The following is a 14,467-nucleotide window of genomic DNA, read 5'->3' on the forward strand; positions in this document are numbered from 1 at the left end:
AAATTCTAATTTCGATAGTTATTATGTTACCCCCACCTTTGCTATTTGTAAAATAAATATTTATAATATATTCAATTAAGTATTTTAATAGGAAGTCATATGTTTAAACGAATCCAATCCTTTATCGCAGTTTATGAAACACGTTCTTTTTCAAAGGCGGCTGAACAATTATTTATTTCTCAACCTACAGTCAGTGTGCATATTAAACAGTTAGAGTTGCAATTAAACACTACGTTATTTGAACGAAACGGGCGTACTGAATTAGTACCTACTACAAATGCCAGAAAATTTTACCAACATGCTCTACATCTACTGGATGACTGGCAAAATGCAACAGACAGCTTAGATTTAGCTGAAGAACGGCCACGTACTACAGTGAGAATAGGTGCATCGCAGACCTCAGCAACCGTTCTACTGCCCAAGATTTTTGCACAAATAAAAAAAGATGAATTTAACACCATTGATTTCAAAATTGAAATGCATAATTCTGAAGAAATCCTGGCTGGTGTTTTAAATCATCAATTTGATTTTGGCATAATTGAAAAACCGATCACACATGATTTTATTACTCGTGATGCGATAGCCGTCGATCAACTTGTTTTGGCTGGTAATCTGGACAGCACTGTTTGGTTGGTTCGGGAAAAAGGTTCTGGGGTGTATCATTACACACAACAATACTTTAAACAGCATAACATTGTACCAGATCATTTCTTAACTATTGCAAATAATGATATTATTGTAAAAATGCTGGCACAAAATGTTGGTAAATCTATTGTTAGTATTCAAGCTTTACCAGAATCTGTTCCTTATAAGAAACTAGATGACGCGTTTAACCGTCAATTTTATATTATTCACCATGAACATAGTAATCAGAGTGCTATCAAAAATGAGATCGCACGCTTTATTCAGATTGCCAGAAATTTATAAGAAAATAACTTCATCGTTTTCAAAACCTTTAATTCTTGCCAAACTTTCAACACGTACCCCGCGCTCATCTAGAATTTGACGGCCTTTTTGAAAAGTCTTTTCTATGACAACCCCAACCCCAACAACATTAGCATTTGCATCGTTGGCGATCTTAAGCAGCCCCTCGACAGCCTGTCCATTAGCTAAGAAATCATCGATTATTAAGATATTTTCAGCGGCACTTAGGAAGCGATGATCAATCATAATATGATTCGTCGTTTGCTTTGTAAATGAATACACATCTGCAGTCCAAACATTCTCTGGCAATGTTAAAGATTTATTTTTTCGTGCGAATACAACTGGCACATGAAGTGCCAGACCTGCAAAAACTGCCGGAGCTATTCCAGATGATTCAACCGTTACGATCTTATCAATTTTCTCATCAGAAAATATTGTTGCAAATTCTTCACCCATGGCTTGCATAAGTTCTGGGTCAACTTGATGATTTAAAAAAGAGTCCACTTTTAACACATCTTTACCCAAAACACGACCATCTTTTTTAATTCTTTGCTCTAATATTTTCATCATTCATTTCCTTTTTCATTTACTGCCACTATTGCCAACCACTACCTTTTTAATTTGAGACGTTTTTAGAAAAAAATGGCGACAAACTATCGTAATCAATACAAAATTTGAAATAATCATTATTTTCGAAAAAAACCAGAAATCATCATCAAAATGCTAACCAACGCCATTAATATAAGGGTAATAACAATCGTTACCCACCAACCACTTTGTGCATCAGCAAACGGCAACCACTTCACATTTTCACCATAAAACCCACTTACAATAGTTGGGACTGTCAAAACAATTGAGTAAACAGTTAATACCTTCATCGTCCAATTCAAATCACGATTACTGAGATTGCCCATCGCGTCACTAACTGAATTAATCACCTCTAGTGCCAAGTTAGCCATTCGCTTAGCTTGTTCAACTTCAACTCTTACATCATCAATATGTTCTAGTTCAAACTCTTTCAATAATGTTTTAAAATCTGTTCGAAAGCTATCTAGCATCACATGATTATTGGCCAGTGAATTTTGAATATAAATCATTTGTGTTTTTAAATATAATAACTCATTCATTTGGTGTGTCGTTTGTTTTTGTTGACCAAATTGTGCTTGAATGACACGCCGTTTTTTATTAATTTCTGTTATTTCGTCAACATACTTTATCATTAAAGAATATAATCCTGTCATGATAAAATCAAATGCACTAATTTCGTCCTCTTGCGCTCGTATTTGTTGATTTTGCGGATCTAATATAATCGGTTTGATGTAATCTGTAGGCTCATGCGTAAATGTATAGACATCATTATGAGCAAATAAAATACCAATTGGTCTAGTCTCTACATTGTTGTCTTGATGTACAATCACGTCAATAACCATCAAAGTTTCGTCCGCATGCCGATCATATTCCATGCGCACACTCTCATTATGATCAACAGCATATCCTATCATTTCATTGGTTAAGTGGTGCTCTTTGACTAAGCTTTCATGTTCTTCAACTGTCAAATTTGAAACGTGATACCATGTAAAGTTTTTTACGTTCTTAACTATCTCAATCATTTTCTGCCATCCCTATAAGTCAGATTTTGTGGCTTTGCAAACACTGATTTTCCAACAGCTAAAAACCCTTCTCGTTCGTAAAAACGTTGCGCAGCAACATTAGCTGTAACCACTTTTAATTCTAACGCTTGCGTTACTTGATTGCGTGCCCAATCAAGTAATTTTGCACCAATGCCACAACCATTCCAGCCTTCTTTAATAAATAGCAGATGTAAAAAACTATCACGCTCTGATAAGGATGCAAATCCTACAATTTCTTGATTAATAATAGCGATCTCGACCACCTCACCATGAGAAACTCTAGCAAAATCCTCTAATTTAGGATGTTTAACCCAAGAAAAATTATGTTGTCGAGCACCTAAATAAATACGCGCAAGTGCCTCTGAATCGTCAGGTTGCATTGCGCGTAGTACTAGATTTTTCGTTGATTTAGTTTGCAAAAAATTTTTTTGACTGGTCATTAACATTCTCTTTTGATTGATTATCTGAGTTCCAGAATGGCACATAGATTTTACCAAGTACATGCTTCTTTTCAACGTAACCAAACATACGACTGTCATTTGAAACCGATCGGTGGTCGCCTAGTACAAAGTATGAATTCTTTGGTACAACTGTTGTGTTACGATCTTTCTTTTGCCAAAAATCTCGAGATGATAGCGTTTTTAACGTCCAATCACCCCAAGTGCCCCCTGATTGTTGCTCTAATCCAATGTAATCCTGATTAACTTTTTTACCATTAACATATAGATTCGCACCTTTATGTGATACTATATCACCGCCAACAGCAATTACGCGTTTCACGTAATCCTTGTGCCCAGATTTAATTTGTGGATCCTCATTGGTTGCGTCAAAAACTATGACATCCCCACGTTTCACAGTAGATATTTTGCTCTCAACAACTAATTCGCCATTGTCTAAATTGGGATTCATTGACGGTCCGTCAACTGTCACCAAAGTAAACAGAAATATGCGGATAATCAAAGCAATGAAAAGACCAATGACAATGGGTATTACCCAGTTTTTTATAAAGTTCATATCCTATCTGCCCCTCTAACATTAAATAATATTATATCAGTTTTTAAAAAATATTTATACAAAAAAAGCTGGAAACAGTGTTATAACAACATTGTTTCCAGCTAATAATATCATTTTTTACCGCTTACGGCGTTTTGCTTTTCTGATTTTACGTTGTTTTTCTTTTTCAAGTTGCGCTGCTGCTTCGCGTTCACGTCGTATTTTGAAAGGATTTTGCAAGAAAAATGTCTGTACAGTTTGGAAAGCATTTCCCACAACCCAGTACAGTGACAAAGCACTCGGAACGGCTAGAGCAGAGAAAAAGATGATCACAGGGAAAATGTATGGCATAGCCTTAGTCATACCATTTTGATCGGGGTTAGATTGCATTGAAAGCCATGATGATGCAAACGTGAACAATGCGGCCAACACCGGTAAAATAAAGTACGGATCATTACTTCCCAATTGTAGCCACAGAAACTTTCCCGATCTTAGAACAGGTGAATTCCAAATTGACTGATACAGTGCAATTAAAATAGGCATTTGCACAATTAAAGGTAGCATTGAAGCAAATGGATTTACGCCAGCATCCTTATAAAGCGCTTGTTGCTCTGCCATCATTAACTGACGACTTTCAGTATCCTTACCTGGATACTTTGCTTGTAGTTCTTTTAAAGCCGGCTGAACCACTTGCATTTTCATCATTGATTGCACTTGGTATACCATTAGTGGCAAGATCAAGAAGCGAATAAAAATAGTAAACAGGATAATACCCATACCATAGTTATTGCCAAACCAACTTGAAGCACCCAAAATAGCTCTTGTAAACACCGCGACAATCGCACTCCAGAAACTATGTGATGTCACATGTCCATCATACGACAATCCGGACACAATGATTAAGACCAAAGCTACTCCTGCCATAATCAAAGGTAACGGTCCAATTCTCTTCAAAATATTCTCAAATCGCTTCATTCGTTCTCTTCTTTCAATATCTTAGCCAACTTTAACACATGAAGCATTTGATTTTTCAAAAATTTTTGACTTCTATGTGCTGCAGCAGGGCGTGCAATGACTAATAAATCCAACTCTTGAGGTAATTCAGGTTTCAATTCTAACAAGCTTTGACGGATACGACGTTTAACCCAAACCCGCTCATGTGCTTTACCTACTTTTTTACTAACCGAAAGCCCAACACGAAAATGTTTTTGCTCTGGTTTATCCATTTGATAAACAATAAAATACTTATTAGCTACAGAACGGTGTTTATTAAAAACATGTTGAAATTCTTCTGGTTTTTTTATGCGGAATGTTTTTCTCATGAAATTACTCCCTATTTATGTACGTAGCCGTATCAACATGCCTAAATGGTTACTAAAATGTTCATCTTCACGATAAATAATATATTATTTATTTCTTCATGTACTAAATAAAAAAGCCACTGCATAGCAGCGACCTTGTTAGGCAGATAGAACCTTGCGGCCCTTTGCACGACGGCGAGCCAAAACTTTACGACCGTTGCTCGTGCTCATACGCTTACGGAATCCGTGTACGCGTTCACGATGACGCTTTTTTGGTTGGTATGTACGCTTCATGTGTGTTCACCTCCATTCACGATTTTTACCTGCAAAAACTTTGCAATTCGAGTTTAATCATATCATGAAATCAACCCCAGCACAAGCGTACTAGATTTTTTTTCAAATACTTAACTATTATACGCTCTTTGCTATGTTAATAGCAATATAATCCTCATCTCAGCATTGACAATCAAACTTTTGTTACAATAAATTTTAGAAATATACTTATATATTATTTTAAAATTTTTTAATCCTATTTGCTCAAATATTATCAAGATACTCTAAGGACTCTTCTTATGCGTAAATTAACACATCCTAACCACAATTGTATTTCAGAAACTGTTCTATTTAGTCAGCTTCCCCAAGATGAACTAAATATGATTAGCAAACAAATCAATTACATTGAATACGCGCCTGGGGAAACCATTTTTGATGTAGAGGATGATTCTGATCGACTACTATTAGTACATCAAGGCAAACTAAAGATCAGCCAAACCTCCAGCAATGGAAAAGAACAAACGCTTTATTTCTTAAATGAAGGTGACATTGATGGAGAAGAATCTTTAATTATAGGTTCACGCCACGCAGTAACGTGTGTCGCTGTGATAAAATCTCGCATTTGTGAAATTCGCAGAGGCGATTTTATGACCTTAACAAAACGACAACCAACCATTGGTCTATCATTAGCCATATCTATTGCTGAAAAGATGCAGAAATTACAGACACAACAAGCTAATCTTTTAACTGGATCTGTGGAAGATAGATTATTGAAGTTTTTAAAGGATACTGCCGAGGAAACAGATAGTTTAAGTTTTGAACTACCTATGTCAAAAAAAGAACTAGCAGCATATCTCGGCACTATTCCTGCTACCCTGAGTCGAAACTTTACAAAACTTGAAGAAAAAAGAATTATCAGTAATAGCTCCAAAGGTAAAATCGTGTTAAATATCACAAAAATAGATAATCCTTGACTTAGGTCAATTACTTATGTGATTGTTTGAGCTTATAATTGATGTACAGATTACAATTACTAATCGGAGGACATACATCATGAAAATAGGTATAATTGGTGCTACACATGCTGGCGTATATGCAGCCAAACAAATCAAATCGGAGCATCCCGAGGCAGAAGTAACTGTATTTGAAAAAAATACTACTGTTTCATTTTTGTCGTGCGGCATAGCTTTGTGGATTGGTGATCATGTTTCTGATCCTGAAAAAATGTTCTACGAAACTCCTGAATCAATGCGCAACCAAGGTATTACCATGTTGATGGCGCACCAAGTTAATCAGGCTGACCTAAAATCTAAAACATTAACAGTAACTAATTTAGATACAGAAGAGGTTACAACACAACAATTTGACAAAATAGTTATCACAACTGGTTCAAAGCCCGTTATTCCAAATATTCCTGGGATTGACAGTAATCGTGTGTATTTCTGTAAATCTTGGGATGACGCTACGCGTATCAAAAGCGTTGCCAAAGATCTCAAGCGTGTAGCTGTCATTGGCGCTGGTTACATTGGAGCTGAGTTAGCTGAACAACTTTCTGTTACTGGAAAACAAGTGACGTTAATTGATGGTGCTGACCGTGTGTTGGCAAAAAACTTTGGTCCGGCTTTCACCGAGCGTATTCAAAAAGAGTACGAAAAAAACAATGTTGATGTGGTTCTCAACCAGTTTGTATCTAAATTCGAAAACACGCCTAACGGTATCAAAATAACCACACCAAATGGCTCATACGAAGCTGATATTGCAATACTAGGCATTGGATTCTTACCAAACACCGATTTATTCAGTGGTCAACTTGAGACACTCCCAAATGGTGCGATAATTGTTAACGATTATATGAAAACTAGTGAAGACAACGTCTATGCCGCTGGAGATGCCAGTACTGTCTTTTTCAATCCAACCCAAGCCATTGATTACATCCCCTTGGCTACAAACGCTATCCGCCAAGGTATACTAGTCGGTAAAAACATTGTTGAACCAACAACTCGTTACCTCGGAACACAAGCTACTTCCGCAGTCGAACTATATGAACAGGCCATGGTTGCTACCGGATTGAATAGTGCGACTGCTAAAGAAAAAGGTCTTGATGTCATTGAAACAGTTATCGAAAGTGATTATCGTCCCGACTTTATGCTAAGTACAACTTCTGTTCTTAGTTCATTAACTTGGGAAAAAGATACTGGCCGAATTGTTGGCGGTTCGTTTATGTCTCAACATGATGTGTCGCAATCTGCCAATCTCGTTTCCATAGCCATTCAAAAACAAATGACAATTGATGAATTAGCAATGTCTGACTTTTTCTTCCAACCCAACTTTAGTCAACCAATTAACTACATTCCTGAGGTTGCTCTTGCCGCTGTCGCTGAGAAACAGGCTTTGACATTAGCTTATTGATGAATTTATTGAATTAATGTATACAAATAAAACACGACTTTCTATGACGAGTCGTGTTTTATTCTTGTATCGTGATTTTTATATTTAAATTATTAGTCTTTGTCACCTAAGATTGAAACCATAGAAACAGTAGAATTCCATCACTGTCAATCTTTGACCAAGGTTCTTTTTAATTTCAAAGGAGCCCTAGATTGTAAAGGAGCCCAAATAGCCATTCATCACGATGTAATTTTGTCATCAATATTCTGCCATCTTTTGACAAATTATGGTTGAGAGATAGTTTTCGAAGTTCATTAGTCATACTTGTTAATTCTCTGTATTCTGATACTTTTGGATTATTCAACTTTTTAGTTGTATCAGAGATTAATTTTTCTTCATCACGATTTAAATTGGGGTGTTTTTCTAAAAATTTCAATAAATATTTTTGTTTATCCGTTTTGAACATGGTTTTCCTTTTAATTTTTACGTTCGTTAATTGTTATCAAGTTTAAAAGTATGCATATTATTTAAACATATGTGGTAAGCGTCCGTCAATTTTTTGCTAAATTAACTAATATAAGCCATTTAACAAATAAAAATAGCCCAGTGAAAATGATTCGGGTCAATTTCACTGAACTATTTTTGTTTACTTTATACAGTCTATGCCACAAAAAGACCATTCAAATGAAGCCCACAATTTTACAATCGCTTGTACACCTTCATCCCCATGTTCTTGACTCAATCGCTCAAAGAGTTGCTCGGCAAGTTTGGTATTGGGCAAATCTATATCCATTTCCTTAGCAGCGTCTAACGCTATTCGTAAGTCTTTTAGTAAGTGCTTGACATAAAACCCAGGCGCATAATCACCTTGGAAAATACGTGGTATATAATTATCGACCGACCATGATCCTGCAGCGCCTTTACGCCAAACATTGTAGGCACTCTCTAAATCAAGGCCAGCTGCTTTTGCATAAACTAAGGATTCTGCCATTGTAATAACGGTTGCTGCAACACCAATATTGTTGCTCATCTTCATGTGTTGTCCCTTGCCCGCTGAACCAGCAAAAACAATTTGCTGTCCAATAACGCTTAATACAGGTTTAATCTCATCAAGAACTTGTTGTTCGCCACCAACCATAATCGCTAATGTCCCATTCTTAGCACCAATGTCACCACCTGAAACTGGCGCATCCAACACTTTGAATCCTAAATCAGCACCAGTTTGAGCCAATTGTTCAGCCAAACGTGGTGTTGAAGTTGTCATATCAACCAAAATTGAACCTTCTTTAGCACCAGCAAAAACACCATCTTCACTCGTCCACACTTCTTCAACATCTTTTGGATAACCAACCATCGTAAAAGTAATATCCGAGTACTGTGCAACTTTGGCCGGTGTATCTCGCCAGATAGCGCCATTGTTGAGCACTGTATTTGCTTTGCTATGGGTACGATTGAAAACGGATACCTCATAGCCCGCTTGCAATAAATTATTAATTATTCCTGTGCCCATTACGCCAGTACCAATAAATCCGATATTCATACTTCATCCTCCTTAATTTAAAAGCACCACACCATGTGCAATGCTTTTAAATAGCTATTTTGTAGTAATCAGTTGTTGAATAGTTTTTAAAACACCACTATGATTATTATCCGACAATGCAACATTAAATTGACCAATAATGTCAGCATCCGGCATTTTATATGGCAGCCCAACTGCGTTTAACATTTCCAAATCATTACCACCATCACCAAAAGCAACAGCATGAGACAAGTCAAGCGCATAACTTTCAGCTAACATTTTTAATCCTTCGGCCTTATTGACATAGGCAGGAACAATATCAATAGCCCCAGTACCTGTTTCCGTAATATGCACATCATCACCAAAGAATGCAAGGGCATCATCGTAAAACCTTTTTTCGTCAAAGTTTGTCCAACTCATAGTGACTTTGTAGATTGGTTCGTTAATTTCACGCACGTCACCGAAACTTTTAACGTACTTAAAGTATTTAAAATAACGCTTGTTACTTGCCATATCCAAATCCAAAGGCAAATAAGCGGTCTCATCTGTTGAAAAAACCAAGCCACGGTCTGGACGCATACTATAGTTATTCAAGAATTGTTGAATTTTACGCAAAGTTACCGGGGGGAGAACTTTCGAGAACAACACGGTGCCATCGCTTTTCACCACACGAGCCCCGTTATTGGTGACAAAATTCAAGGGCTCATTAAGAAAATCTTTAAATAAGATATTAATGCGTTCTTGATGAACACCTGTGGCTATCGTAAATTGAATATGCTTCTTATTTAATTCACGCAATACATTACGAAACAATGCTTGATCAAACTTCTTATCGTCCGTCAAAAACGTACCGTCTAAATCCGTTGCTATCAGCTGAATGGTCAATGTTGGAAAGTTCCTTTACCTGTCTACTAGTCTATATGCTATTCATTCTACCTTGATAAACTGGGTATAGCAAATCTGTCTTTTTGTTTCACGTGAAACAATCAAGATTATGCCAAAATCTGTTGTGCAATCCATGCCCCTTCGCGCAAAACAACCGTATTAACACCAGGGCGTGGAATAACTGTCCCGAACCATTTTTTGCCTTCAAGAGGGATACCATAAATATATAAGTTATGCATGCGCTCCCCTTTGGAATTAACAACCTCAAAGGTACGACGATCCGCATCAGCTGAACCCAATTTATAGGTTGATCCATCGTTACGTGTCCAAATAGCAGCTGCCAAAATGCCCTTCTCTCGCAGACTAGCAATCAATGGGTTTGTTGATAGGTCAATGTTTGTCATGCCAACACGCGCTTCAACTAATGCATTACCTTGCACTTCGTTTCCCCGAGCATCACGAGCAACAAAGTTACCTGATTCAGTGGTGACCTGTATGTTGGCAGCCATGACTTCCACAATTCCAGCTTTAATCAAGGCACGTAACTGCTCGACACGTTCCAAGGGTGGTCCAACAGATACCATAGCGTCTAACGGTCTGAATTTACTCAAAAATATTTCATATTCATCTGCAGAGAAATAATCATGCTCAACTACAAAACGAACCCGATCGCGTAAATCACGTAAAATATCGAAAGCACCTGCAAAAGGCGCTATTTTATTGCCTAAGCGAGCATCTTGAATGTCTTTTTCTAAGTAGTCTAATAACCACTCCGTATAATCAGCACTCTTAGGTAAATACTTTGCCGGTTGACGTATAGCCTCGATATCAAAAGGTGGCTCATCAATCAAACCAACTGATTCTGCTGTTGCATTTAAATCAGCACTCGTTAGTAACGCCTGCTTCAAATCCTGCGCCTGATCGTATGTCAAATTGCTAGTTGGACTGTCGATTCTATTCAGTAAGTGTTTATAGGTCAACTCCTTAACAAGCAACTTTTCAAAATCATCGTACTTGATTTGTCCATGTCCAGCTGCGCGCAAAGCTTCTAAGGCTGGTAGTGTGAAAAATATTGGCTCATAAACTTCACTTGTCTCTTTTTCATTGATACCACGCGCATGCAATGGCACGCCACTACGAGACCCGGCAATAATATGCGGTTCTCGTCCAGATGAATGATAGGTCAAATCACCATCTGTTTCGCGTTCAAAGTACCCCCCTTTTCCAATTGACAATCCTGCCATATAATCGAAAAAGCTTAGCCCGAGGCCACGAATGATGACTTTATCTTCTTGCGAAAATACGGAAAGATTGGCCTCAGATGGATGCGTAGGCGGTAAATACTTTAGACTATTTTCGTCTGCAAATGACTTAAACTTAGCTTCCTCAGCCGTTAAATCATTATTTGAATGTCCTAAGGCCATCACGACTTGATTGGCTAAAATTTGGGTCCCATCTGTCAAAACTACTTGGTAATTTGTACCAATTTGGGTAAGGTTTTCTACGCTTTGCTGCGTAAAGGTTAATGTTTGATTGCTACGGACTCTCTTTTTCAGCCATTCAAAATACCAAGCCGCGTAAATGCCCATCATGCCTCTCGTAGCAAAATCACTAGGTGATGTTAAATGTTGTATTTCGGCTGTATAGGAATCATCAAACTCTGAATGCTTCTCCAAAAAAGTGCGCGCGTCTGACTTTAACCACTGAAACAAAGTTGGTCCATGTAGTGGTTTACCACCATGTTCAATTGAATCATCAGTAAATAACGTAATTTGATCAATCACTGTATTCATTAGAAACAATTTATTTTGTGGAATGGATGGGTCCCAGACTCGTCCACCAATGACGTATGGATCAAATATTTGAACATCGAGTTGAACATCGTCATCCGCTAAATTAATCAGTCGCTCAGCTACCGCTAAACCACGCGGACCGGCACCAATGATTGCTACTTGCATTATTTATCTTCTCCAGAACGTCTAATTTATTAACGCTTTTATATTATTATTAGTTTCCCATTATTATAGTTGTTTATAAAAATATTTTCAAAATGATCAATAAATATCATAGGTACCTTAAAACACAAAAACGACAGCCATTAGGCTGACGTTATTAGTATATTCATTCATTTGCAACTAGTTATTTATCAATGTCATAAGAATCGGAACCACTACCAAACTAAGAATTGTTGATTCAGTTACCATAATTGCTGCATAATCAGCATCCGCACCATACAAACTAGCCACTACTGGCGCATTTGTCATAACTGGCATAGCTGACTGTAAGATAAATACTTGTTTCATTAGATGCGGCACATCAGCCTTCCATAGGAGGAAAAACATGACAATTGGTGCCAAAATAAAACGACCAAATAATATACCTAAACTATATTTATTGAACTCCATATTTCTCAAGCCTGCGCGCTGCACAGCAATACCAATAAAGAACATTGATAGTGGCACAGTTAAGTTACCTATGTACTGTAAATCAGAAACCACAAATGTTGGCAGTTTAACATCTGTCCAAACAAAGATGATTCCTAAGATAAAGCCAAGCAACGGTGGTGAAAAAACCTTTGATAGCGTCGCCCTGATATCAAATTTCCACGCTCCTTCCCCATCACGCTGGATGAGATAAGTACCCAATGTCCAGAAAAAAGTCGTGTTCACCATATAATAAACTAACACATACGGTAGACTTTTAACACCAAACAAAGCCATATTTATTGGTAAGCCGACAAATACAGTATTTGAATTGAAAAACATTGATTGAAAAAGGCCACGGCGATTTTTTCGAATACCTAAAGCTCGTGCAAATCCAACCGAAATTGCAAATAAAACTAGCATCGAGATAATTGGAAATTTAATTTCAGGTAATAAACGTATCAGTTCGCCTTTAGTGAAATCATGCGTTATCGTATTCACCATGTACATTGGCAACGCAACCTGCGTCACGATACGTGCAATAATCTGGCCACTTTTATCCGTGAACCACTTTGCACTTGCCAATCCATAACCAATGGCAACCATTACTAGGATCACCAAGACACCCTGTATACTCTGTAAAAATACGCTCAAAACACTGCCCCATTTATGTGAGAAATTTTAAAATTATTCACATAACATCATATCATTTACTAGTTTTGTTTGCACCATCTATATAAAAATATGCATAAAACCGTTGATGAACATACGAACGTGTTAAATTATTTTTTTTCAGGAAAAAAATCGATTTCTCGCCCATTTAAGTCCTGTACTTCACGATAATTATTTGGATAATCAGCATGTAAAAATGCTTTATCTTGCTTTGATATTTGTATTGCTGACGTCAAAACGAGCCAGTTAATATTTTGCCCTAATGGCGGTGTTGTCAACGATCCTGTATATCGATAATAACTACGATTGTCAGGAATTAACTTCAATAACCCTTCTGCGTTAACATGTTCATCATAAATGTTTTGCACTTCGATACCGTTATCATTATTTGCTGTTTCTCCAAAAACTGCTAACACTAACGTTTGATTATCACGTTGAAAAACAAAATGAATCTCAGCATCGTACCTCTTACCGTCTACGAGATGTTCTGCCCCATCATGAAAATGAAATCTTTCTAATGCCCATACCGTCCCATCAACACGCAAATTACCTTGAACTAAAAACTGTTCTCCTATAATTCGATCGTCAGACTGGACTCGATCCTCAAAATGAATAATCAACTGACTGTTTTCTTGTTGTTGAATGCTTGTCAACGGAATATCAATCGGTGATTGATAAATCGTGTCATCGGCCTTTCGCCAATCCTCTTGTTCTCTATAATCTAAGTGCTTCATCCGGGTACCTCTTAAATTTCTTACTATCGTATTTATATATAGTAAAGCAACAACAAAGAAAGTTCCCACAATATGCTCACAATGCACCATCAATTTTTGCTCCCCAGCATCAATTGGTTCATTTATTCTAACACGTTTTATTTTGTGAAAATAATTATTAATGCATTTTGGTTGACCATCCTAACAAAAACGGCTCAAAAGCTATGATAATTAAGGTTTTTTCAAAAATATTTATCAACTTTTTAGAGGAAAAACAGAAAATAAAATAGCTCCTTAATAAATTCTTTAACATTCACAATGTTATAAAAACTTATCCTCTACCTGTTTACTCACGGTGTTTTTTAGCTTTTTACTAACATGCTCTTTCACAAGTTATCCACATATCCACAAGTTGTGAACTCACCCCTGTGGATAATGTTTATAAACAGCCTCAATTATTGTCCTTTCGCCCTTTTGCTTGTGTATAACAATGTTCATTTGTGGATAACCCACACATTTGTTCGTCTTAATATCAACAACCCCTCTTTTTCATTGTCCACAACTGTTGATATTCTCTAAAGTTGTCGTTTGCCTGTGGAAAACTATTTTTCTTATTGTTATAATTATCTTTGCTACTTCTTCTATATTAGAAAAGTCGTCGGTTCAATCCATAATCTTCGTTAAATACTATCAACGTAAGATCGTCATTTCATTCTGACTTGAACCATATTTAGGAGAGATAATC

16 protein-coding genes are annotated in these 14,467 nt (G+C 37.0%); 3 read left to right on the forward strand and 13 right to left on the reverse strand.

The features are described from left to right. Nucleotides 1-99: 99 nt before the first annotated feature. Entirely contained in the window at nucleotides 100-927 is an 828-nt protein-coding gene (locus RHP56_RS10140) for a LysR family transcriptional regulator (RefSeq protein ID WP_025268593.1), read from the forward strand. Here RHP56_RS10140 and RHP56_RS10145 read toward each other — a convergent pair. The 7 genes from RHP56_RS10145 to rpmH all read right to left on the reverse strand — a co-directional run bounded on the left by RHP56_RS10145 (nucleotide 922) and on the right by rpmH (nucleotide 5,143). Continuing rightward, a complete protein-coding gene (locus RHP56_RS10145; RefSeq protein ID WP_010293912.1) occupies nucleotides 922-1,491 on the reverse strand; it encodes a xanthine phosphoribosyltransferase in 570 nt (189 codons plus the stop codon). The genes RHP56_RS10140 and RHP56_RS10145 overlap by 6 nt on opposite strands. Before the next feature lie 119 nt (nucleotides 1,492-1,610). Next, nucleotides 1,611-2,534, reverse strand: coding sequence for a magnesium transporter CorA family protein (locus RHP56_RS10150; protein WP_011680566.1), 924 nt, complete (start codon nucleotides 2,532-2,534; stop codon nucleotides 1,611-1,613). Further along, nucleotides 2,531-2,995 carry a GNAT family N-acetyltransferase gene (locus tag RHP56_RS10155; RefSeq protein WP_102753733.1) on the reverse strand — a complete coding sequence of 155 codons (465 nt, stop codon included), beginning with the start codon at nucleotides 2,993-2,995 and terminating at the stop codon, nucleotides 2,531-2,533. The genes RHP56_RS10150 and RHP56_RS10155 overlap by 4 nt, the downstream gene beginning before the upstream one ends. Further along, complete coding sequence (gene lepB, locus RHP56_RS10160) at nucleotides 2,964-3,569, reverse strand: signal peptidase I (RefSeq protein WP_102753732.1); 606 nt, start codon at nucleotides 3,567-3,569, stop codon at nucleotides 2,964-2,966. The genes RHP56_RS10155 and lepB overlap by 32 nt, the downstream gene beginning before the upstream one ends. A 117-nt stretch (nucleotides 3,570-3,686) precedes the next feature. Continuing rightward, entirely contained in the window at nucleotides 3,687-4,523 is an 837-nt protein-coding gene (locus tag RHP56_RS10165; protein ID WP_010280494.1) for a YidC/Oxa1 family membrane protein insertase, read from the reverse strand. Next, nucleotides 4,520-4,870, reverse strand: coding sequence for a ribonuclease P protein component (gene rnpA / locus RHP56_RS10170; protein ID WP_096638812.1), 351 nt, complete (start codon nucleotides 4,868-4,870; stop codon nucleotides 4,520-4,522). Before rnpA ends, RHP56_RS10165 begins: the two co-directional genes overlap by 4 nt. A gap of 138 nt (nucleotides 4,871-5,008) precedes the next feature. Next, nucleotides 5,009-5,143 (reverse strand): 50S ribosomal protein L34, encoded by a 135-nt coding sequence (gene rpmH, locus RHP56_RS10175; RefSeq protein WP_002816117.1) that lies wholly within the window; start codon nucleotides 5,141-5,143, stop codon nucleotides 5,009-5,011. 278 nt (nucleotides 5,144-5,421) lie between these two features. Between rpmH and RHP56_RS10180 the strand changes: the two genes are divergently transcribed. After that, nucleotides 5,422-6,096, forward strand: coding sequence for a Crp/Fnr family transcriptional regulator (locus tag RHP56_RS10180; protein ID WP_050884153.1), 675 nt, complete (start codon nucleotides 5,422-5,424; stop codon nucleotides 6,094-6,096). Between the two features lie 79 nt (nucleotides 6,097-6,175). Then, nucleotides 6,176-7,531 carry an FAD-dependent oxidoreductase gene (locus tag RHP56_RS10185; protein WP_096638813.1) on the forward strand — a complete coding sequence of 452 codons (1,356 nt, stop codon included), beginning with the start codon at nucleotides 6,176-6,178 and terminating at the stop codon, nucleotides 7,529-7,531. A 175-nt stretch (nucleotides 7,532-7,706) separates the two neighbouring features. Here RHP56_RS10185 and RHP56_RS10190 read toward each other — a convergent pair whose 3' ends face one another. The 6 genes from RHP56_RS10190 to RHP56_RS10215 form a co-directional block, all read right to left on the reverse strand. Then, on the reverse strand, nucleotides 7,707-7,976 hold the full coding sequence (locus RHP56_RS10190; protein WP_010279386.1) for a hypothetical protein: 270 nt from the start codon (nucleotides 7,974-7,976) through the stop codon (nucleotides 7,707-7,709). A 180-nt stretch (nucleotides 7,977-8,156) separates the two neighbouring features. After that, nucleotides 8,157-9,050 (reverse strand): NAD(P)-dependent oxidoreductase, encoded by an 894-nt coding sequence (locus RHP56_RS10195; RefSeq protein ID WP_462794703.1) that lies wholly within the window; start codon nucleotides 9,048-9,050, stop codon nucleotides 8,157-8,159. Between the two features lie 54 nt (nucleotides 9,051-9,104). Further along, nucleotides 9,105-9,914, reverse strand: coding sequence for an HAD-IIB family hydrolase (locus tag RHP56_RS10200; protein WP_011680572.1), 810 nt, complete (start codon nucleotides 9,912-9,914; stop codon nucleotides 9,105-9,107). 107 nt (nucleotides 9,915-10,021) lie between these two features. Beyond that, nucleotides 10,022-11,872 (reverse strand): FAD/NAD(P)-binding protein, encoded by a 1,851-nt coding sequence (locus RHP56_RS10205; protein WP_102753444.1) that lies wholly within the window; start codon nucleotides 11,870-11,872, stop codon nucleotides 10,022-10,024. A 177-nt stretch (nucleotides 11,873-12,049) separates the two neighbouring features. Beyond that, nucleotides 12,050-12,991: an AEC family transporter gene (locus RHP56_RS10210; protein WP_014325275.1), complete on the reverse strand. Its 942-nt coding sequence runs from the start codon at nucleotides 12,989-12,991 to the stop codon at nucleotides 12,050-12,052. 128 nt (nucleotides 12,992-13,119) lie between these two features. Beyond that, nucleotides 13,120-13,743 (reverse strand): carbonic anhydrase family protein, encoded by a 624-nt coding sequence (locus RHP56_RS10215; protein ID WP_042251868.1) that lies wholly within the window; start codon nucleotides 13,741-13,743, stop codon nucleotides 13,120-13,122. Between the last annotated feature and the right edge of the window lie 724 nt (nucleotides 13,744-14,467).

The sequence above is a fragment of the Leuconostoc sp. C5 genome, assembly GCF_056530425.1.

Coding starts and splice junctions, on each gene's coding strand:
- RHP56_RS10140 (WP_025268593.1), top strand. CDS start 100: ATGTTTAAACGAATCCAATCCTTTATCGCAGTTTATGAAACACGTTCT.
- RHP56_RS10145 (WP_010293912.1), bottom strand. CDS start 1,491: ATGAAAATATTAGAGCAAAGAATTAAAAAAGATGGTCGTGTTTTGGGT.
- RHP56_RS10150 (WP_011680566.1), bottom strand. CDS start 2,534: ATGATTGAGATAGTTAAGAACGTAAAAAACTTTACATGGTATCACGTT.
- RHP56_RS10155 (WP_102753733.1), bottom strand. CDS start 2,995: ATGACCAGTCAAAAAAATTTTTTGCAAACTAAATCAACGAAAAATCTA.
- lepB (WP_102753732.1), bottom strand. CDS start 3,569: ATGAACTTTATAAAAAACTGGGTAATACCCATTGTCATTGGTCTTTTC.
- RHP56_RS10165 (WP_010280494.1), bottom strand. CDS start 4,523: ATGAAGCGATTTGAGAATATTTTGAAGAGAATTGGACCGTTACCTTTG.
- rnpA (WP_096638812.1), bottom strand. CDS start 4,870: ATGAGAAAAACATTCCGCATAAAAAAACCAGAAGAATTTCAACATGTT.
- rpmH (WP_002816117.1), bottom strand. CDS start 5,143: ATGAAGCGTACATACCAACCAAAAAAGCGTCATCGTGAACGCGTACAC.
- RHP56_RS10180 (WP_050884153.1), top strand. CDS start 5,422: ATGCGTAAATTAACACATCCTAACCACAATTGTATTTCAGAAACTGTT.
- RHP56_RS10185 (WP_096638813.1), top strand. CDS start 6,176: ATGAAAATAGGTATAATTGGTGCTACACATGCTGGCGTATATGCAGCC.
- RHP56_RS10190 (WP_010279386.1), bottom strand. CDS start 7,976: ATGTTCAAAACGGATAAACAAAAATATTTATTGAAATTTTTAGAAAAA.
- RHP56_RS10195 (WP_462794703.1), bottom strand. CDS start 9,050: ATGAATATCGGATTTATTGGTACTGGCGTAATGGGCACAGGAATAATT.
- RHP56_RS10205 (WP_102753444.1), bottom strand. CDS start 11,872: ATGCAAGTAGCAATCATTGGTGCCGGTCCGCGTGGTTTAGCGGTAGCT.
- RHP56_RS10215 (WP_042251868.1), bottom strand. CDS start 13,743: ATGAAGCACTTAGATTATAGAGAACAAGAGGATTGGCGAAAGGCCGAT.